Raw genomic sequence first — 19570 nt, 5'->3', positions numbered from 1 at the left:
GCCTGAAGCGATTGGCGTAGACTCCCCCAGGGCTGAGAGTGATGGGAGGACGCACCGTTTTCCGGCTCCGTTTCATCGATCGCTTACTGACCTGGCTCGGCGGGCGCATGGCTGATTTTCTGATGCAGCCCGTACGCGGCTACCAGCCTTCAGCTCCGCCTGACCCGGATGCGCTGGCGCGCACCCTGCAGCCTGGCGACGTGCTGCTGGTCGAAGGCGCGACTCGCATCGCCTCGATCATCAAATATCTGACCCAGTCGAGCTGGTCCCACGCCGCGCTCTATGTCGGTCCATTGCCGGTCGCGGGTTGCAGCCCGTCGTTTCTGTCAGCTGATGCGCCCGACGACGCTGGCGCGACGCGCCGTTCGGGTCAGAGCGACGCCCAGGCGGCCTTGGCCAACGATGTGCATGTGCTGGTCGAGGCCGATGTGAAGCGCGGCGTCGCCACGGCGCCGCTGTCCAAATATGCCGGCGCCAGCGTGCGCATCTGCCGGCCGGTGGCGTTGACCCCGGATGATCGCGACGCGCTGCTCGCCTACGCCTGTTCGCGCATCGGCCACCGATATGACATGCGCAATGTGATTGATCTCGGCCGCTATCTACTCCCCTTGCCGGCCCCGGCGCGGTTCCGCCGCCGAATGATCGCGCTGGGGTCAGGCGAGCCGACCCGCGCCATCTGCTCGACCTTGATCGCCCAGGCCTTCGAGCTGGTGCGCTATCCGGTTTTGCCGCGGCTGGAGGTGGCGACGCGCAAGTCCATGTCGCGCTTCAGCCGGGCCGAGATCCTGCACATCCGCCACCACAGCCTGTACGCGCCGCGCGACTTCGACATCTCGCCCTATTTCGCCATCATCAAGCCGACCATCGAAAGCAGCTTTGACTACAAGCAGCTGGTGTGGAGCCAGCCCGCGGCGCAGGATGACGATGGCGAACATAGGGCGCAGGCCAGCGAGGGGACGAGCGCCGGCTTGTTGAACTAGCGCGCCCCGCCCACTCCGGGCCACGACCAGCGAGGGTCGCTGCGGGACCCCAGGGGGCGTGAACCCGAGGCCTGGGCCGGAGGCCTCCACGCGGTCGTTCGCAAGCTCCACTGTCGCCGGTCGAAACGCAGCACGCCCGTCGCGCCAGTCTGCGCGACGCCCTTAACGCTTTATGCGGGTTAGATGTGCGAGTGAGGGCATCCGCCATCATGCGGCGCCAGCATTTTGCATTTTTGCCCCTGGCGCGGCAGCGCGCGCAAGCAATCTGTCCGTCGCGCCATGACATTGCCGCGCGACGCCCCATATACCGCATACGCCGCCCGCGACGCCCATCAAGGCGACGCGGGCGCCCGTTGTTTGCGACGTCGCCTCAACTGGCGCTGCGCCTCCATGGACCCCGTATGAACCGACCCCACTCCATCGGCCCGCTCCATCTGATCGACGCCGCCGTGCGCGCCTTTCGCCAGGTGCTGTCGGCGCCGTTTCGCAGCATGCTGCTGCGTTCGGTCGGCCTGACCATCCTGGTGCTCGGCCTGATCTGGTTCGGGCTGACGCGGCTGCTGAACTATTACCTTGAAGGCCACAGCCTCAGCGCCTCCTGGCCCATTCTCGACAGCCTGGCCTTCTTCGTCGTCGGCGCCGGCCTGTTGATTGGCCTCGCCTTTCTGATCCCGCCGGTGTCGGCGCTGGTCTCCGGTTATTTCCTCGACGATGCGGCCGAGCTGGTCGAGATGACCAATTACCCGTCCGATCCGCCGGGAACGCCGCTGTCATTCGCCCGTTCGATCGTCTACGGCCTGCGCTTCGCCGGACTGTCGCTGGTGGTCAATCTGTTCGCGCTGTTGCTGTTTTTTATTCCCGGCGTGAATCTGGCTGCGTTTTTCATCGCCAATGGCTATCTGCTCGGCCGCGAATATTTCGAGATGGCGGCGGGGCGCTTCCGGACCATGCCCGAGGCCGGCGCCATGCGGCTGCGCAACCGCGCAACCGTGTTCGGCGCCGGGCTGATCACCGCCTGCCTCGTGGCGGTTCCGGTGCTCAACCTGCTGACGCCGCTGTTCGGCATCGCCCTGATGGTGCACGTTCACAAACGCGTGGAGCGCGCCGAACGCGCCCGGCTCGGAGCCGACGCCGGCAATCCCGCCTGAGCGTTCAGCGACAAAAAAGCCGCCCGATGCAGGCGGCTTTTTTCATTGCGATGTTCTGATGCCCGAGGTTCTGAAGCGAAGCGCCGTCAGGCCTCGACGCTCTTTGCACCCGAGCCCACCTGCGGCGGAACTTCAAACTGGCCTTTCTTGCGGAAGCGCCACAGATAGGTCGGCACGATGGCGTCATAGCCCGACGGCGTCACGCCAAGACCTGCAAGCGTGCGGCCCTCGGCCTCGGCTTCAGGTGAGATGATGCTGTCATGGCGCAGCAGCTCCACCTGGTCACGGGTCAGGCGCAGGCTGGCAGGCAGCAGACCCAGCGACAGGGTGTGGGCGATCTCGAGGCCCAGCGCCTGCAAACGGGCGAGGCCGAACGGCAACCCGACCACCACACGGCGACGCTTGATCACCGACAGGGTGTAATCCACCGCCTCGCGCATGCTTAGCGCCTCGGGGCCCGCCAACTCATAGGTCACGCCAGCCGCGCCCGCGCCGCCCACGGCGCTCGCCACCGCATCGGCGACATCGCCGACGAACACCGGTTGCACCCTGGTGTCGGCGCCGACGATCGGCAGCACCGGCAGGAAGGTGGCCAATTGCGCGAAACGGTTGAAGAACTGATCTTCCGGCCCGAACACCACGGACGGGCGCAGGATCACCGCGCCAGGGAAGGCGTCGCGCACCGCGATCTCGGCATTGGCCTTGGAGCGGGCGTAAGCGCTCTCCGAATCAGCCGACACGCCGAGCGCCGAGATGTGCACCAGCCGCTCAACGCCAGCAGCCGCCGCGGCTTCCGCAACAGCGCGCGCCCCGAAGCCATGCACGGCGTCGAAGCGCTGGCGGCCGCTCTGGTGCATGACGCCGACCAGATTGACCACCACATCAGCGCCGGCAATGGCGCGGGCAATGGACGGGCGGTTGCGCAGATTGGCCTGAACGGCGTGAATCTGGCCGACGCCGCCCAAAGGCTGCAGGTGAAAAGCCAGATCCGGGCGGCGCACGGCGACGCGGATGCGATAGCCCTCGCGCGCCAGCGCCCGCACCACGTGACGGCCAATGAAACCGGAGCCGCCGAAAACGGTGACGAGCACGTCGGATGGCTGACGCATGCTGCTGGACATAAACCTCTCCCGCCGAAACTTGCTGCTGCCCGACGGACCGCGACCGGACGTCTGACAGGACATCTGTTCCTGCCTCCTTCAGCGTCGCGCCGCAAGCCCCCGCCGCCTCTGTCAAGGCAAACTGATCGCTGACGTGGCGATATGTTGCGCCCGTTATCCGCCAGCCAGCGCATCCCGACAAGGGCGCCATGACCGCTCAGAGCCATCGCTGGCGTCGCTGGCCATCGTCCCTCACCACGTAGCGCCGCGTGGAATTCATTCCAGACATGCCGGATTATGCTGTATAGAGCCGCCTGCCCGCGCCCGCAGACGCTGGCGCCGCCATTTACCGCATCAGGGCCCCGGCCCTGGCGCTGTCACTTCATCGCGCGCTGCGGCGCCAGGCTCGCCCATCCATGACCGAGACACCTGCCCTCGACCAGTTCCGACGCATCGTTGTGAAGGTCGGCTCATCGCTATTGGTAGACCGCGAACGCAGCGCCGTGCGCCAGCAATGGCTGTCGGCGCTGGCCGACGATCTGGCCGCCCTGCACAGGGCGGGCAAGGACGTGCTGGTGGTGTCCTCCGGTTCGATCTCGCTCGGCCGGGCTGTGCTCAACCTGCCGCTCGGGCCGCTGCGGCTGGAGGAGAGCCAGGCCGCCGCGTCGGTCGGGCAGATCGCTCTGGCCCGCACCTGGTCCGAGGCGCTGGGCGCGCGCGGCGTCACCGCCGGCCAGGTGCTGGTGACCCTGTGGGACACCGAAGAGCGGCGCCGTTATCTCAACGCCCGCGCCACCGTCGGCAAGCTGCTGGAATGGCGCGCCATCCCGGTGATCAATGAGAATGACACCGTGGCGACGAGCGAGATTCGCTATGGCGACAATGATCGCCTCGCCGCCCGCGTCGCCACCATGGCGGACGCCGATCTGCTGATCCTGTTGTCAGACATCGACGGGCTGTACACCGCCCCGCCTGGCTCTGACCCGGACGCGAAGCACATTCCTGTGGTGCCGCGCATCACCGCCGAGATCGAGGCGATGGCCGGCGGCGCCGCCAGCCAGTTCTCGCGCGGCGGCATGCGCACCAAGATCGAGGCCGGCAAGATCGCCACTGCCGGCGGCGCCCATATGATCATCGCCTCGGGCCTCGTCGACCACCCGATCCGCCGCATCATCGAGGGCGGCCCGGCGACCTGGTTCCTGTCGCGCTCGACCCCGGCGCGGGCCCGCAAGAAGTGGATCAGCGGCCTGCTGGAGACCAGCGGCGCGGTGATCATCGACGATGGCGCGGTGGCGGCGCTGCGCCGTGGCAAAAGCCTGCTGCCGGCTGGCGTTACGGGGGTTGAAGGCGACTTCCTGCGCGGCGATCCGGTGCAGGTGCGTACCGCCGATGGCGTGGTGGTGGCGCGTGGGCTGGTCAATTTCGACGCCGACGACGCCCGCGCCGTGGCCGGCCACGCCAGCAGCGAGGTGGTGGAGCTGGTGGGCTATGCCGGTCGCGCCGAGATGATCCATCGCGACGTCATGGTGGTGGTCAGCGCCCCTAAGGACGAGACGGGCTGAGCGCCACCCGGCCTCGCCCCTCGTCCTGGCTACCCTCGACCTGGCTGCCCTCGTCCTGGCTCCCCTTGTCCTGGCTACCCTCGTCCTGGCGCCCCTTGCGCTAACGCAGCCCCTGCGGCTAATAATGATGGCCGTAATTAAAAGCTCCCTGGCGAAAGCCGCCAAATGTCTGGGCCGATGTGGCCCAGGCCTCATATGCAGGAAAGCAGTGTCATGACGACCGCAGCAGACATCGACCGGACCATCCGCGCAGCCGAGGCTGTCCGTGGCCCTGCGACGCCAGCTGCCGATCTGCCGCAATTGATGGCCGACATGGGCGTGCGCGCTGTCGCCGCCCGGCGCGCCCTGGCGCTGGCCAGCGCCGAAACCCGCGCCGCGGCGCTGCACGCCGCCGCCGCCGCCATTCGCGAGGCTGCCCCCGCCATTCTCGCAGCCAATGTCGAGGACATCGCCGAGGCGCGCGCCAATGGCCAGACCGAAGCCTATATCGACCGGCTGGCGCTCGATGAGGCGCGGGTCAACGCCATCGCCAGCGGCGTCGACGCGATCGCCGCGCTGCCCGATCCGGTCGGCAAGGTGCTGGCGACGTTTGAGCGGCCCAACGGTCTGGTGATCGAGCGCGTGTCGACGCCGCTTGGCGTCATCGGCATCATTTTTGAGAGCCGGCCCAATGTCACCGCCGACGCCGCCGCCTTGAGCCTCAAGGCCGGCAACGCCGTGATCCTGCGCTCGGGCTCAGACAGTTTCCGCTCGGCCAGCGCCATTGCCAGCGCCATGTCAAAGGGTCTCGCCAGCGCCGGCGTACCTGCCGATGCGGTGCAGCTGGTGCCGACCCGTGATCGCGCCGCCGTCGGCGAGATGCTGCGCGGCCTCGGCGGCGCCATTGACGTGATCGTGCCGCGCGGCGGCAAAAGCCTCGTTGAGCGGGTGCAAAACGAGGCCCGCGTGCCGGTGTTCGCTCACCTCGAAGGCCTGGTGCATGTCTATGTCGACGGCGAGGCGGCGCTGGAGACGGCGCGCACCGTGCTGCTCAACTCCAAAATGCGCCGCACCTCGATCTGTGGCGCGGCGGAGACCCTGCTGGTTGACCGCGCCGCCGCCGACCGGCTGCTGCAACCGCTGGTGAGCATGCTGCTCGACGCCGGTTGCGAAGTGCGCGGCGACGCCGACATCAAGGCGGTCGACCCCCGCGTCACCGACGTCAGCGACGCCGACTGGAGCACGGAATATCTCGAGGCGATCATTTCGGCGCGGCTGGTGGATGGGCTCGATGGCGCGCTGGCGCATATCAACGCTTTCTCCTCCCAGCACACCGACTGCATCATCACGGAGAACAAGGCGCGGGCCGAGCGCTTCCTCAATGAGGTCGATTCGGCCATCGTGCTGCACAATGCCTCGACCCAGTTCGCTGATGGCGGCGAGTTTGGCTTCGGCGGCGAGATCGGCATCGCCACCGGCCGCATGCACGCGCGCGGCCCTGTCGGGGCCGAGCAGCTGACCTCGTTCAAATACAAGGTGCGTGGCGCCGGCCAAACCCGCCCCTGACCAGACCCGCCCCTGACCAGACCTTGCAGTAGCCGTGTCGTTAGCCTGTCTGGCCAGCGACACGGCGCGGCCACAGCGTCAGTGCGCTGGCCGTGCGGTCTCCACCGGGCCGGGTTCGAAGGCGCCGGCCCCCGTTTCTGCCGACGCCACAGGACCGCCGTTCGCATTCGCCGCCGAGCCTGCGTTGATCAGCCCAAGAATGTCCTCTGGCGTCTCGCGGGCCCGCAACATGTCGGGATGATGGGTCGCGCCTGTCGTCAAATAAATGGTTGAGCCGCCCTGGGCCGAAGGGCGCAGCATCAGGATGCATGACGCATTCAGCACAATACGGCTATGATCGGCCGGATCTGTCAGATGGATGAACATGACCACCTCCCTGCATTGGCCTTCTTCCCACAAGAATAACATGCAAAGCGCGGATTTTGTTCAATATTTCAGGGCGACGCCATGATCGCGCGCTGGCGCTTGCCGCCGCTCGCCGACGGCGCCCGTATCGGCCTGTATGGCGGCTCGTTCAATCCGCCCCACGCCGCCCATCGCCTGGTGGCGTTGCAGGCGCTGAAGCGGCTCGGGCTTGATCAGGTCTGGTGGCTGGTGACGCCGGGAAATCCACTTAAGTCCCGCGATGGCCTGCCCGATGTTGCCAAACGGCTGGCGCTGACCCGCGCCATGGCGCGGCATCCGCGTTTTCATGTCACCGGCTTTGAGGCTGATATTGGCGCCCGATACAGTCAGCAGACCATCGCGTATCTGCAGAAACGCTTCCCGCGCGTGCATTTCGTCTGGATCATCGGCGGCGACAGCCTCACCAGTCTGCACCGCTGGCGCAACTGGCGCCAATTGATGCGACATGTGCCGGTGGCGGTGATCGACCGGCCCGGCGACACGCTCAGGGCCACGGCCGCGCCAGCCGCGCGGCGTTTCGCAGCCGCCAGGGTCCCCGAGGCGCAGGCCCACAGCCTCGCCTCACGCCGCGCCCCGGCATGGACCTTACTGCACGGGCCCCGCTCGACACTGTCATCAACCGCATTGCGCAAGGCCGGGACCGACAAGGCGGCGGACGGCGAGGCAGCGGAAGGCAAGGCGCCCTCGCCTACGACCTGAGCGGGCGCTTTGGCGCAAACGCGACGCCGCCGCGCGTTGAATGGCGGGGTGGATGCGACTATGTTGCCGAAAGGCGATGGACCCATCGCGTTTACCAGAAGGCGCCCCGCGCACACATATGCCCAATCGTACACCGGACACCGAACAGCAGATTCCTGGCGCCGTCGCCGAAGACGTCGCCCCAGATATGGCGGCGGATTTGGCCGCCGATGTCTCGCTCGCCAATCTTGTCGCCGTGGCCATGCAGTCGCTGGATGAGATGAAGGCCGAGGACATCGTCGAGCTGGATTTGCGCGGCAAGACCTCACTTGCGGACGCCATGATCATCGCCTCGGGTCGGTCGAATCGCCATGTCGGCTCCATCGCCGAGAAGCTGATTGAGAACCTGCACGCCGCTGGCGTGCGTGGAATCAAGGATGAGGGCTTCCCCACCTGCGACTGGGTGCTGGTCGACGCTGGCGATCTGATCATCCACGTGTTCCGCCCCGAAGTGCGTTCCTTCTACAATCTGGAGAAGATGTGGAGCGCGGCCCCTGGCGCCGACAAGGCGGGCTAAAGCCGGGTTCGCCATCGCCGGGCTGGGCCTTGCTCCAGCTTTCCATGGGCTGGGCGCATCGAGAACCATCAGGCGCATGTGTCTGATGGCGATGCGCGTGTCGCGGACCCGAGCGTGAAACTCACCCTGATCGCCATTGGCAAGATGAAGGCTGGCCCCGAGCGGGAACTGGCCGATCGCTATTTGCAGCGCGCCATCGCCCAGGGGCGCGGCCTTGGCGTCACCCAAATGCAGGTGGTGGAGCTGGCCGAAAGCCGCGCCAGCGACGCCAGCCGCCGCAAGGCCGAGGAAGCCCAGGCGATTCTGTCGCGCGCGGCGGGCGCGGCGCTGTTCGTCTTCGATGAACGCGGACCGGCGTTGAACAGCGAAGCGGTGGCGGCGCGCTTTGACGCCCTGCGCGAGAGCGGCGCCGAGCATCTGTGCCTGGTGATCGGCGGCGCCGATGGCCTCGACCAGAGCGTGCGCGACCAGGCGAAACTGGTGCTGTCGTTCGGGGCCATGACGCTGCCGCATCAATTGGTGCGGGTGATCGCGCTTGAGCAGATCTACCGCATCATGACCATTATTGACGGCCACCCCTATCACCGCAGCTGATCTGGGCCGCAAAGGCGGAGCGTCTCAGGCGATTTTGCCCTTGCGCGCAAAATAAACCGCATAACGCGCGCTCTGCCCCAGCCTCGCCCGATTACGGGCGCATGACAATGGCTGGTGCGGCGGATGATTGGCGTGGGCAGCGTGGATAAGCTTCGTTTTGCAAAGGCGGCGTTTACCGCCCTCCCCTATAGTGACAGCCTGATTGTCCCCGCCCGACAGAGCTGATCCGCTATATGCTCCGCCCCATGGTCATGGCCCAACCTGTTGCTCGCCGACGCGCCCATTGGCGTGGTCTTTGGCGCGCCGGGGTATGCGTGGGCGTGCTGGGCGCCCTGCTGGGCATGAGCGCCATGGCGCCGTTACAGGCCCAGCCGGCGCCGTCGGCGGCGCAGCGGGAGAAGGATGCCCGCGAGGCCGAGCTAAAGGCTATCGAATCGCGCCTGCATTCCAATGAAGAATCCCGTATCCGGCTTGAAGCGGAGATCGCCGCCATCAAGCTCGACCGCGCCCGGCTGAATGGCGCCCTGCTGAACACCACCAGCAAGGTGCAGGCGACGGAAGAACGCATCGCCGGGCTCGAAGCACGCCTCGCCACGCTCAATGACAGCGCTGACGCCATCCGCCGCTCGTTCCAGAGCCGCCAGGATGTCATCGTCGAAGTGATGGCGGCGCTGCAGCGCATCGGTCGGCGCCCGCCGCCCGCCGTGCTCGCCAGTCCCGACGATCTGCTGGCCGCCGTGCGCACGTCTATTTTGCTCGGCGCCGTGGTGCCGGAATTGCGGGCGGAAACCCGCGCGCTCGCCACTGACCTCGCCGAACTTGTGCGGCTTGGCGACGCCATTAAGGCCGACAAGCAGCGCCTGTTCGCCGAAATGGAGGCGATCGTTGAAGAGCGCCGCAGGCTGACGGCGCTGATCGAGGCGCGCCAGGCGCGACTGGCCGGCGCCGAACAGGAGACCACCGACCAGGCCGAACAGGCGGCGGGGCTGGCGAAGCAGGCCACCGATCTGAAAAGCCTGATCGCCAGGCTGGAGGCGGAGCTTGGAGCGGCGCAGCGCAATAGCGAGGCGGCGCGCAAGGCCGAGGCCGAGCTGAAGAACGCCAAGGAGCAACTGGCGGCCCTCGCCTTCAAGGACCCGGCGCGGCTGGAGCCGAAGATCGCCTTCGTCGACGCGCGCGGCCAGCTGCCGATGCCTGTCGGCGGCCGTGAACTGGTCAGCTTTGGCGCGACGGATGCAGCGGGGGCGAAATCCCAGGGCATAACCATCGCCAGCCAGCCGGGCGCCGTGGTTTCGGCGCCTTCCGATGGTTGGGTGTCTTTTGCTGGGCCGTTCCGTTCCTTTGGGCAACTCTTGATCATAAATGCCGGCGGTGGGTACTATGTGCTGCTTGCAGGCATGGAACGTATCAACGTCAGTCTTGGGCAGTTTGTTCTCGCTGGTGAGCCCGTGGCCGTCATGGGCAAGGGGTCAGACCGGGGCGTCGGCAAGCCTGAACAGGCTGCTGGCGACAGCGCCGCCGCCGGGCGTCCGGATGCGGCGTCGGGTCCGGCCCTTTATGTGGAATTCCGAAAGGATGGCGGGGCGATTGACCCCACGCCCTGGTGGGCAAAATCCCCCGGCGCGTCTCAAGGCGAAAAGGTTCGCGGATAATGCGGAAGATTTCGATTCTGGTGTGTGGCGTGGCATTGGGCGTCGGCATGTCGCTGGCGGCGACGCAGACCCGGCTGATGTCCACCACCAGCGCCACCGCCGCCTCGCCGGACATCTATCGGCAGCTCAATCTGTTCGGCGATGTGTTTGAAAAAGTCCGCAGCGACTACGTTGAAAAGCCTGCCGAAGGTAAAATGATCGAGGCGGCGATCAACGGCATGCTGACATCGCTTGATCCGCACTCCAGCTATATGGACGCCAAGGCGTTCAAGGACATGCAGGTGGAGACGCGCGGCCAGTTCGGCGGCCTCGGCATCGAGGTGACGCAGGAGGACGGCCAGATCAAGGTGGTGACGCCGATCGACGACACCCCGGCCGCCCGCGCCGGCATCCTCACCAATGATCTGATCACCAAGATTGATGGTGAGGCGGTTCAGGGCATGGCCCTCAACCAGGCCGTGGACAAGATGCGCGGTCCGGTCAACACCAAGGTGACGCTGACCATCCAGCGCCCGGGCCGCAAGGAGCCGCTGCAGGTCACGCTGACCCGCGAGATGATTTCGATTCGCTCGGTGCGCTCCCGTGTCGAGGGCGACATCGCCTACATCCGCCTGACCCAGTTCATCGAGCACTCGTTTGATGACGTGAAGGCGGCGATCGAGAAGACCGCCAAGGAAATCGGCGCCGACAAGATCAAGGGCTATGTGCTCGATCTGCGCAATAATCGCGGCGGCCTGCTCGACCAGGCGGTCTATGTCTCCGACGCCTTCCTCAACCGTGGGGAGATCGTCTCGACCCGTGGCCGTAACGCCGACGAGACCCAGCGCTTCACCGCCCGTTCCGGCGATCTGACCAATGGCAAGCCCATAGTGGTGCTGATCAATGGCGGCTCGGCCTCGGCGGCTGAGATCGTCGCTGGCGCGCTGCAGGATCACAAGCGCGCGACGCTGATCGGCACCCGCTCGTTCGGCAAGGGCTCGGTGCAGACCATTATCCCGCTTGGGGCCAATGGCGCGCTGCGTCTGACCACGGCGCGCTATTACACGCCATCGGGCCGCTCCATCCAGGCCAAGGGCATCGACCCCGACATGGTGGTGCTGCAGGACATCCCGGACGAGCTCAAGGGCAAGGACGAGACCAAGGGAGAGGCCGGCCTGCGCGGCCACCTGACCGGCGAACGCCGCGACCGCACCCAGCCCGACGTCAGCAAGGCTGTGGACAAGGATCAGGAAAAGCCCGCGACCGACAAGGGCGCCGACAAGGGCGCGGCCGATACGGGCGCGACGGACAAATCGGCTTCGGAGAAGACGCCTGCTGACAAGGCGACCAGGAACCAGCCGACAAAGGACCAGGCGGGCAAGGACCAGGCGGGCAAGGACATGGCCGGCAAGGACAAGGCTGGCGCTGACAAGGCGGCCAAGGACAAGCCGGCAGAAGAGCAGTCGGGCTCGTCGGCCTACATCCCGCCGGACCCGGCCAAGGACAAGCAGCTTCAGGCGGCGTTTGAGCTGCTGCGCACTGGCAAGGTCACCGCCAGCGCCCCGGCGCCGGCTGAGGCGGCCAAGGCGAAAAACTGAACCGCGTCACCTAAGGCGCCTGTGAAGCCTGACGCCGTCACCCCATGACGCGTCAGGCTTTGCTTGTTCAGCGTCCACGCCCCTGAAGCCGCCCGCCGTAACGTGGCTTTGCCCCTGGCGGCATTGGCGACCCCGGCGCCCTGTCTCAAGGTCCAGCCGGTTCCGCGCAGCTGACGGCCACGCGGCGCCGCGATCCAGTAGCTCTGGCGCGGATGCTGCGGCTTGTGCCCCCGCGGCGATCGCCATTCACCTGTCGCGCCTATACCGGCCATTGCCAGATCGCCGTCCGCTCCTGCATAACAACAGTGTGGGGAAACCCCGAACTGGCGAAGTTTCCTGCAGAGCGGACAGATGCGCGACGACCACAAGCGATTCCTCGACCTTCCTTACCGGCTGTGTGTCGGCGTGATGCTGCTCAACGACAGGAACGAGGTGTTTGTCGGCAAGCGCCGCGCCGAGTCGGGGCCCGAGCATGTCAATGGCGGCTACGCCTGGCAGATGCCCCAGGGCGGCATCGACGCCGGAGAGGATCCCTACCCCGCCGCGCTGCGCGAGCTCTATGAGGAAACCAGCGTCAGCTCCGTGACATTGGTGGCGGAAGCCCCGGACTGGTACAGCTACGACCTCCCCCAGGAGATTCTCAAGCGCTCGTGGCGCGGTCGCTATCGTGGTCAGAAGCAGAAATGGTTCGCCCTGCGCTTCACCGGCGACGAGGCCGAGATCAATGTCCGGCGCCCGGCGGGCGGTCACAAGGCCGAGTTCAGCGACTGGCGCTGGGCGCCGATGGCCAGCCTGCCCGAGCTGATCATTCCCTTCAAGCGCCCGGTCTATGAGCAGGTGGTCGCGGCCTTCGCCGATCTGCCGCAGAACTGAGGTTGGCTGGCTGAGACGCCGGGCGCTGCCAGGCGCGAAGCTGCCGATGCATCTGCGACCTCAACTGATCAGTCGCCACAAGTGCTTGACCAGCCCGCACTGAGCCAGGCACGTCGGGTCGTGGAATGAGACCGCGCGCAGCAAACAGGCAATGATCGCTTCTACCTTGGCGCGACGATCGCCGGCTCAGGCGCCGCCTGATCCGGCGCGCCAGCGGCGCAGCATGGCGAACAGCCGCCCGTCGATGATCGCCAGCCCGAAAGCCACCAGCGCCATGCCGGCAAAGGCTGTCGGCGGCAGCCGTTCGCCGAGCACGATCGCCCCCAGCGCCACGGCCCAGCCGGGAATCAACAGATTGACCAGCATCAGATTGGTGGCCCCGGCCTCCGCCAACAATCGGTAGAACAGAATATAGGGCAGCGCCGTGCCGATGACGCCGAGCGCCAGCACGGCGCCAAAGGCGCTCAGCTGCGGCATTGGCAGGCTCCAGGGCTGATCGACGACCAGCGCCACCGGAATGATCACGCAGGCCACCATCAATTGCTGGCCGAACGCCGCGGCGATTGGCGCGACGTTCATGGAGCCGAACACCCGGCCATAGACGCCGGACGCCGCATAGCTCAGCGTCGCCGAGGCGCAGATCAGCTGGGCCATGGCGGTCTTGTCCATGCCGCCGAGCACGCCTGGGCCGACCACGAGGGCGACGCCCAGAATGCCCGCGATGACGCCAGTGAACTTCTGCCGCGTCAGTTTCTCATCGGCGGTCAGAAAATGCGCCAGCACAGCCGTGATCAGCGGCGTCGGCGCGTTGAGGATGGCGGCAAGCGCTGACGGGATCTGGGTCTGCGCCCAGGCCACCATCATCCAGGGCACGAGGTTATTCAGCGCCCCCATGATGAAAAACGCGCGCCACACCGTGAACGAACGCGGCAGCCGCGTGCGCGTGGCGTAAAGTATCGCGCCCAGCGCCAGCGCGCCGACGCCGACCCGGCAGGCGACGATGGAGAAGGGCGCGATGCCGCCGCGCAGGGCGATCTTGATGAACATGAAGCCGCCGCCCCATAACATCGACAGCACGAGCAGCATCAGCCAGTGACGGCCGGTCATCCGGGTATTGATGGCGGGTGCGGTCATGTGTGGGGAAGCCTGGCCTCAGCGAAACGGCGGCGGGCAAATCACGGGGCGCCGCCTCGCCCGCGCGCCGCCGGACTATAGAGGGCTTCCCGTGAGGTTCCCACATCCCGAACGCTGCAATTCAGCTCTCACAGCACATTATCGTCTGTCACCTGCTGCGGTAGATAGGGCGCACTTCGTGGCGGCACATGAGCCGCGCCGCCTGTCCGGGAACCTGGCTCACGCAATAACGGGCGCCAAACCAATTATGCACGCGGCTCACCAGCACGTGGTCGACCACCGCCCGGTGCACTCATGGCAATGCGAAATGGACGCCGTGCTGACTGAGGTTCGGATTGTAGAATGGATCGCGCCCCCGAAACTGCGGGTTTCCCGCGTAGAGCGTCTCCCGATCAGCGTTCAGGCGCGCCAGTTTGACAGGATCATCCAGATCATCGCCCCGAGTGATGGATTCATAGTGGAGTAGCCGGACGGCTGGTGTGACAACGTTAAAGTATCCCGCCCTGGACAGCCGCATACAGAGATCGACATCATTGTAAGCCACAGGCATGTGCTCGTTGAAACCCGAAATTTCGTCGAATTTGTTTCGCGAAATCATCAGGCAGGCGCCAGTCACGGCAAGCCAATTGTATTCGAGCACATTGCGCAGAAAATAGCCTGGGTTGGCGGGATTGGCATATTGGAATGCGTGCACCGGACCATTGCCAATATTGATCACCCCCACATGCTGTACAAGCCCATTGCCTGGATAAAGCAGCTTGGCGCCAACGGCGCCCACATGCGCCAGCTGGGCGAAGCCGGCCATGCGTTCCAGCCAGTCCGGCGTCACCACCTCGGTGTCGTCATTGAGGAACAGCAGCAATTCGCCTTGCGCCGCCCGCACGCCGATATTGTTGATCTCAGAGTAGTTGAACGGCGCATCATGACGGATCACCGTCGCCCCGAGCGCCTGTTGGTCAGCGAAAATAGCGAGCGTCGCGGCGTCGTCTGAGCCATTGTCGATCAGCACCAGCTCATAATGCGCCCATGTGCTCCTGGCGCGGATGCTGGCGAGGCAATTGCTCAGTACCGCGCCATTATTTTTGCTGGGAATTATGATCGAGATGAGCGGCGCGCCCTGCACATGCGGGCGCACCCGGAAGTATCCTTTGGCTTCGTCGATCGGCTCCAGTTCGCCGCTGACGCCGCGCCTCGCGAGCGCGTCGATGCGGGCGCGACGCCCGGCGTCGATGGCGTAGGGTTTGGCTGCGGCGTCGCCCGCAGCAGAGCCAGGGTTAATCCGCCAATGGTAGAGCACGCGCGGAATATGCACGATGCGCTCGGCCTTCTCGGCGATGCGCAACACCAGATCCCAATCCTGGCTGCCGTCATAATCCCGGCGCAGCAGGCCCGTCTGCGCCAGCAATGACCGGCGCACGCAACTGACGTGGCCCGTATACATGATGCTCATCAGCGCATCGGGCGACCAGTCCGGCTTGAAGAATGGTTCGACATACCGCCCCTCCGGCGACAGCTTGTCCTCATCACTGTACAGATAGTCGGCGCCCGTTTCGGCGATAGCCTTGGCCAGTTCATACAGGCAATCGACGCTAAGCGCGTCGTCGTGATCGAGGAACACGATATAGTCGCCGCGCGCCTCAACGATGGCCCGGTTGGTGGCCTCCGAGATGCCGCCATTTTCGGCCGTGCGCAACACCTTGACCCGTGGGTCGTCAATCGCATCGAGCGCCTTCTGCGTTTCCTCCGCCGTGCTGGCGTCATCGGCGAGGATCAGTTGCCAGCGCGGATACCATTGGTCCTGCACCGACCGCAGCATCGCCTGCAGCAGCTCCGGCGGCGTATTCCAGGTCGGGGTGACGATGGAGAAGCTGACGTCCATGCCCGGCTGGGCGAGACGCGCCTCAAGATCGGCGGGTCTGGCAGGCGGCGTATATCTGTAAGGTCGCCTCCAGCCGTCTATGCGCCGTGCGGCCCCGGAGGCGAGCAACGGCGCAAGGCGGCCACGCAGCCAGCGCCGGATCGCGGGCGGAAGCAGTCGCCTGAACAGTCTGCGCGACAGACGACGCTGAGCGGCGATCGTCAGGCCCTCATCCCCAGGGCCGACGCCCGCCTTGCCGTCCGCAGTACAGGCAGTGCAATGATGCTCGGCGGCGGCATTTTTCAATGGTTGGACCTGAAAGCTAAGACGCTAAAAGCTGTAATAGCTCTAATCCTAACATCGAATCGGCGCCGGAAACATGTGGCGCTTGTGGACAGGCGCCAAGGCGAGAGCCGACAGCCCCCTGAGCTGAAGCTGCCCCCGACAACTGCCTCCGCCCCGCCATCACCCCCGCAGACTGTCAAGGAATGGCAGCAGCGCTGCGTTCACCGCCTCGGGCTTCTCCTGCTGCACCCAATGCCCGGCGCCTTCGATCACCACATGGCCACGCAGATCGGGGACATAGGTCGCCAATTGCTTCTCTCCGGAGCCGGGGAAGGCGCGAACCGGGTCGTTTTCTCCGGTGATGAACAGGGCCGGAATGCGAATACCGGCGTCTAGCCACGGCGCGCTCTGCTCCCAATTGCGATCAATGTTGCGGTACCAGTGAATCGGCCGGCGGAAGCCGCCGCTGGCGAAGGCGTCGACGAAGGGCTGCAGTTCAGCCTCGGTCATCCAGGCCGGCAGTGGCCGCGGACTGTGCAATTGCAGCAGCCGCCCGTCAGCGTCAGCCCACATCAACCAGCGGTCGGCGACAAGGTCCTTGCCGGCGATGCCGCCAAGGAAGGCCAGCATGGAGCGGCGGACATCCTGCTCCAGTTCGGCTTCGGCCCGCCCCTCATCGGTAAACGCCACCCAATAGAAATCGCCCAAGCCCCGCGCGGCGCTGATGGCGCGGTAGACCTCGGTCGGTCGCTTGCCCGGGCGGCGCGGCTGGAACGGCACGCTCATGGCGCAGACGCCGCGGAACAGGTCGGGGCGGAACATCGCCGTGTGCCACACCACGCTGGCGCCCCAGTCGTGACCCACGAGGATTGCATCCTTCTCGCCCATCGCCTCGACGATACCCACCACGTCGCCGGTCAGATGGAAGATCGAATAGGCGTCCAGATCGTCAGGGCCGCCGGTGGCGCCATAACCGCGCATATCTGGCGCGACGACGCGAAAACCCGCAGCGGCGATGGCCGGAATCTGGTGGCGCCACGACCAGGCCAGCTCGGGGAAACCATGACACAGCACCACGAGCGGGCCGCTGTCGCCGGCGACCAGCGCCGAAAAGGCGAGGCCATTGGCCTCAATGATTGTGCGCTTGATCCCGGTCACGACACCCCTCCCCCCTGAACCGCCAGATCTCTGTCGCCTGGCTCATATGGCGCTGCAGCGACGCCCTGCGCCGCCGCGCTTCTGGTTTGTAGCGCCGCCGCCGCCCCGATCGCAATGCGCGGCGGGCCAACCCTGGCAAGGCGCGACGCCCGCAGGCGTCGCCCATCAGCAAGGCCCTGGGCCCAACCGACTATTTTTGCTGCTTGAGATGCTCCGCCATGGCCGCATAGGCCGGCAGGGTGATGGGGTCATTGAACACATTGCCCGCCACCGGGTGCGAGGCGAAGCGCACGATCACCATTTTCGCCGCCGGATCGACATAGATCGACTGGCCATGGATGCCGCGCGCCATGAACGCCTGATTGGCGTTGCCGGTGACCCACCACATGTCGCGATACGACCAGCCCGGCAGGGTCTTGTAACCCGCCGGCACGAAGGCCGCCTTGTCGCCGCCCTTGCGGATATCGGCCACCACGCTGGCCGGGATAATCTGCCGGTCGCCGAGCTTGCCGTCGTTGCGCATCAATTCACCGAAGCGGGCCATGTCGCGCAGCGTGGCGTTGAAGCCGCCGCCGCCGGATTCATCGCCCGCCGGATCGATGAGGAAATAGGCGTCGCTCTCGGCGCCCATCGGCCCCCAGATCTTCTCCTGCAGCAATTCCGACAAATTGCGGTCGCTGGCGCGGCGGACAATCCAGGTCAGCACCTCGGCGTTGGAGGTCTTGTAGGCGAAATCCGCCCCGTGCGGCCCCTGCTTCTTCAGGTTCTGCAGGAACTCGCTGAAATTGTCCGGTCCCGCATAGCCTGGCGGGCGCGGCGTCAGCCCGCCGGCCCGGACATAGTCCCAGATGCTGGATTTCGGATCCTGATAGTTCTCGGTGTAGTCGACGCCGATGCGCATATCCATCACGTCGCGCACGGTGGCGTCGCCATAGGCGGAATCCTTCAACTCCGGCACATATTTGGTGACCGGGGCCTGGGGATCGAGCTTGCCCTCGGCGGCAAGCATGGCGGCCAGCGTGCCGACGATCGATTTGGTCACCGACATCGACTGGTGCGGCCGACCCGGCGCCGCCGCGCCCATATATTGCTCATAGATCACCTTGCCGTCGTGCATCACCAGGATGCTGTCGGCATAGGTATTGGTCAGCATGTCCTTCCAGGACATCTCCTTGCCGTCCATGGCGCGGAACGGCAGGGCGTCCAGCGCCGCTGTCCTGAGGTCGACGGCCAGCGGCGACGGCTGCGCTGCGTGCGGCACATTGCGCGTCGGCAGCAATTCGCGCATGTGATTGAACGACCAGCGGATCTGCGGGAATTTGTGCATGGAGCCGTCGACCATGCGAATGATCTTGTCCTTGGGCGGCGGCGAGCCTTCCATCCAGCCCATCTTCACAGGATCGGTGGCGACAGGGTCGGGCAAGGCGGGGGCGGTCTTGGCGGACTGGGCGAACGCCGCGCCCGCCGTCAGACTGGCGGCAAGACAAACCGTTACGGCGATGGCGCTCACCGTGCCGGCAAGGCCGCGCGTCACGCGCCGGCTGCCCGCGCCATGCGATTCCCAAATGCCCATGCGCTGTCTCCTTCCCTGCGTCCGCTCACTGCGGCCTGCCCCATCTTTGCGATGGTCGCGCACGCATCCTGACCGCGCCCAGGGGTGAAGGCCAGCGCTTTCTGCGTGAGGCGACCGCCTCAACCACGCCGGCTGCAGCGAAACGACAGTGATAATCGGGATGACATCAGGGCCTAAAGGAACCCGCGCCTCAGCGCGCCAGCGGCGCCTTCTGGCCACCGGCGGCGTCGAAATTGTCAGGGGCCAGCCATGCCTCAAGGCAAGCGCGCCGCGCCGGCCAGTCGGCGTCCAGCATGGCGAACCAGGCGGTGTCGCGATTGCGGCCCTTGCGCACCATGTGCTGGCGGAACAGGCCCTCGGCGACAAAGCCGAAGCGCGCCGCGGCCTTGCGCGAGGCAATATTCTCAGCGTCACATTTCCATTCGACCCGGCGATAGCCCAGGTCGAACAGCAGCCTCAATAGCAGATAAACCGCCTCGGTGGCGGCGGGCGTGCGCTGCAGCAAGGGCGAAAACGCCACATAGCCAATTTCGGCGACCCCATCCGCCGGCCTGATGTTCATGATGGCGAGGAAGCCGGTGACCTGCTGGCGTGCCCGATCGCGCACCGCCCAACTCAGCGCATCCGGGCCAGCTGGCGCGCTGGAAAGCACGTCCCGCCATCCGGCGGCGTCACGCGGCGGTTCAGGCGGCAGATAGGTCCAGTTGGCTTCGGCGCCGGCGAAAGCGGCGGCGAGATCCGCGAGGTGACGCTGCGCGTCGAGCGGCTCAAGTTGCGCCCAGTGACCATCGATGCCGTCCCAGGCCGGCCGGGGTGGCGGGCGCCACGCGCCCATGGATTGCGCCATGTTCATCCGCCTCACCTCGTCTCC

At 66.2% G+C, this 19570-nt stretch carries 17 protein-coding genes; 10 read left to right on the top strand and 7 right to left on the bottom strand.

Features of this window, described 5'->3' with window-relative positions:
* The first annotated feature begins 107 nt into the window (after positions 1 to 107).
* Together AC6A67_RS02540 and AC6A67_RS02535 are read left to right on the top strand one after the other, a co-directional pair.
* Positions 108 to 980, top strand: a complete 873-nt coding sequence (locus AC6A67_RS02540; protein ID WP_498034963.1) for a YiiX/YebB-like N1pC/P60 family cysteine hydrolase — start codon at positions 108 to 110, stop codon at positions 978 to 980.
* Positions 981 to 1381: 401 nt separating this feature from the next.
* A complete protein-coding gene (locus AC6A67_RS02535; protein ID WP_498034962.1) occupies positions 1382 to 2128 on the top strand; it encodes a sulfate transporter family protein in 747 nt (248 codons plus the stop codon).
* Positions 2129 to 2214: 86 nt separating this feature from the next.
* Here AC6A67_RS02535 and AC6A67_RS02530 read toward each other — a convergent pair whose 3' ends face one another.
* Complete coding sequence (locus tag AC6A67_RS02530; RefSeq protein WP_498034961.1) at positions 2215 to 3249, bottom strand: complex I NDUFA9 subunit family protein; 1035 nt, start codon at positions 3247 to 3249, stop codon at positions 2215 to 2217.
* A gap of 395 nt (positions 3250 to 3644) precedes the next feature.
* On the opposite strand from AC6A67_RS02530, the gene proB reads away from it, so the two are divergent.
* Both proB and AC6A67_RS02520 read left to right on the top strand, forming a co-directional pair.
* Complete coding sequence (proB, locus tag AC6A67_RS02525; protein WP_498034960.1) at positions 3645 to 4790, top strand: glutamate 5-kinase; 1146 nt, start codon at positions 3645 to 3647, stop codon at positions 4788 to 4790.
* A gap of 303 nt (positions 4791 to 5093) precedes the next feature.
* Positions 5094 to 6335 carry a glutamate-5-semialdehyde dehydrogenase gene (locus AC6A67_RS02520; RefSeq protein ID WP_498035003.1) on the top strand — a complete coding sequence of 414 codons (1242 nt, stop codon included), beginning with the start codon at positions 5094 to 5096 and terminating at the stop codon, positions 6333 to 6335.
* A gap of 78 nt (positions 6336 to 6413) precedes the next feature.
* On the opposite strand, the gene AC6A67_RS02515 is transcribed toward AC6A67_RS02520, so the two are convergent.
* Positions 6414 to 6701 carry a hypothetical protein gene (locus AC6A67_RS02515; protein WP_498034959.1) on the bottom strand — a complete coding sequence of 96 codons (288 nt, stop codon included), beginning with the start codon at positions 6699 to 6701 and terminating at the stop codon, positions 6414 to 6416.
* Between the two features lie 81 nt (positions 6702 to 6782).
* Here AC6A67_RS02515 and AC6A67_RS02510 point away from each other — a divergent pair, with 81 nt between their 5' ends.
* From AC6A67_RS02510 to AC6A67_RS02485, 6 genes are all read left to right on the top strand, one after another.
* Positions 6783 to 7439: a nicotinate-nucleotide adenylyltransferase gene (locus AC6A67_RS02510; RefSeq protein WP_498034958.1), complete on the top strand. Its 657-nt coding sequence runs from the start codon at positions 6783 to 6785 to the stop codon at positions 7437 to 7439.
* A gap of 118 nt (positions 7440 to 7557) precedes the next feature.
* Complete coding sequence (gene rsfS, locus AC6A67_RS02505) at positions 7558 to 7995, top strand: ribosome silencing factor (RefSeq protein ID WP_498034957.1); 438 nt, start codon at positions 7558 to 7560, stop codon at positions 7993 to 7995.
* A gap of 114 nt (positions 7996 to 8109) precedes the next feature.
* A complete protein-coding gene (gene rlmH / locus AC6A67_RS02500; protein ID WP_498034956.1) occupies positions 8110 to 8589 on the top strand; it encodes a 23S rRNA (pseudouridine(1915)-N(3))-methyltransferase RlmH in 480 nt (159 codons plus the stop codon).
* A 350-nt stretch (positions 8590 to 8939) separates the two neighbouring features.
* Positions 8940 to 10241, top strand: coding sequence for a murein hydrolase activator EnvC family protein (locus AC6A67_RS02495; RefSeq protein WP_498034955.1), 1302 nt, complete (start codon positions 8940 to 8942; stop codon positions 10239 to 10241).
* Complete coding sequence (locus AC6A67_RS02490; RefSeq protein WP_498034954.1) at positions 10241 to 11818, top strand: S41 family peptidase; 1578 nt, start codon at positions 10241 to 10243, stop codon at positions 11816 to 11818. Before AC6A67_RS02495 ends, AC6A67_RS02490 begins: the two co-directional genes overlap by 1 nt.
* A 351-nt stretch (positions 11819 to 12169) precedes the next feature.
* Positions 12170 to 12691 (top strand): RNA pyrophosphohydrolase, encoded by a 522-nt coding sequence (locus AC6A67_RS02485; RefSeq protein WP_498034953.1) that lies wholly within the window; start codon positions 12170 to 12172, stop codon positions 12689 to 12691.
* Positions 12692 to 12877: 186 nt separating this feature from the next.
* Here the strand turns inward: AC6A67_RS02485 and AC6A67_RS02480 are convergent, their stop codons facing one another.
* From AC6A67_RS02480 to AC6A67_RS02460, 5 genes are all read right to left on the bottom strand, one after another.
* Positions 12878 to 13825, bottom strand: a complete 948-nt coding sequence (locus AC6A67_RS02480; RefSeq protein ID WP_498034952.1) for a DMT family transporter — start codon at positions 13823 to 13825, stop codon at positions 12878 to 12880.
* Between the two features lie 292 nt (positions 13826 to 14117).
* Entirely contained in the window at positions 14118 to 15989 is a 1872-nt protein-coding gene (locus AC6A67_RS02475) for a glycosyltransferase (RefSeq protein WP_498034950.1), read from the bottom strand.
* A 159-nt stretch (positions 15990 to 16148) separates the two neighbouring features.
* Positions 16149 to 17126, bottom strand: coding sequence for an alpha/beta fold hydrolase (locus AC6A67_RS02470; RefSeq protein ID WP_498034949.1), 978 nt, complete (start codon positions 17124 to 17126; stop codon positions 16149 to 16151).
* 190 nt (positions 17127 to 17316) lie between these two features.
* Positions 17317 to 18699 (bottom strand): serine hydrolase domain-containing protein, encoded by a 1383-nt coding sequence (locus AC6A67_RS02465; protein WP_498034948.1) that lies wholly within the window; start codon positions 18697 to 18699, stop codon positions 17317 to 17319.
* A gap of 190 nt (positions 18700 to 18889) precedes the next feature.
* The gene (locus AC6A67_RS02460) at positions 18890 to 19552 is read right to left on the bottom strand and encodes a GNAT family N-acetyltransferase (RefSeq protein WP_498034947.1); all 663 of its coding nucleotides are present in this window, start codon (positions 19550 to 19552) and stop codon (positions 18890 to 18892) included.
* Positions 19553 to 19570 lie beyond the last annotated feature (18 nt).

This window comes from Camelimonas sp. FR25, from assembly GCF_059740505.1.
The sequence above is the reverse complement of the archived record's forward strand: the minus strand, read 5'-3'. Positions and strand labels throughout refer to the sequence as shown.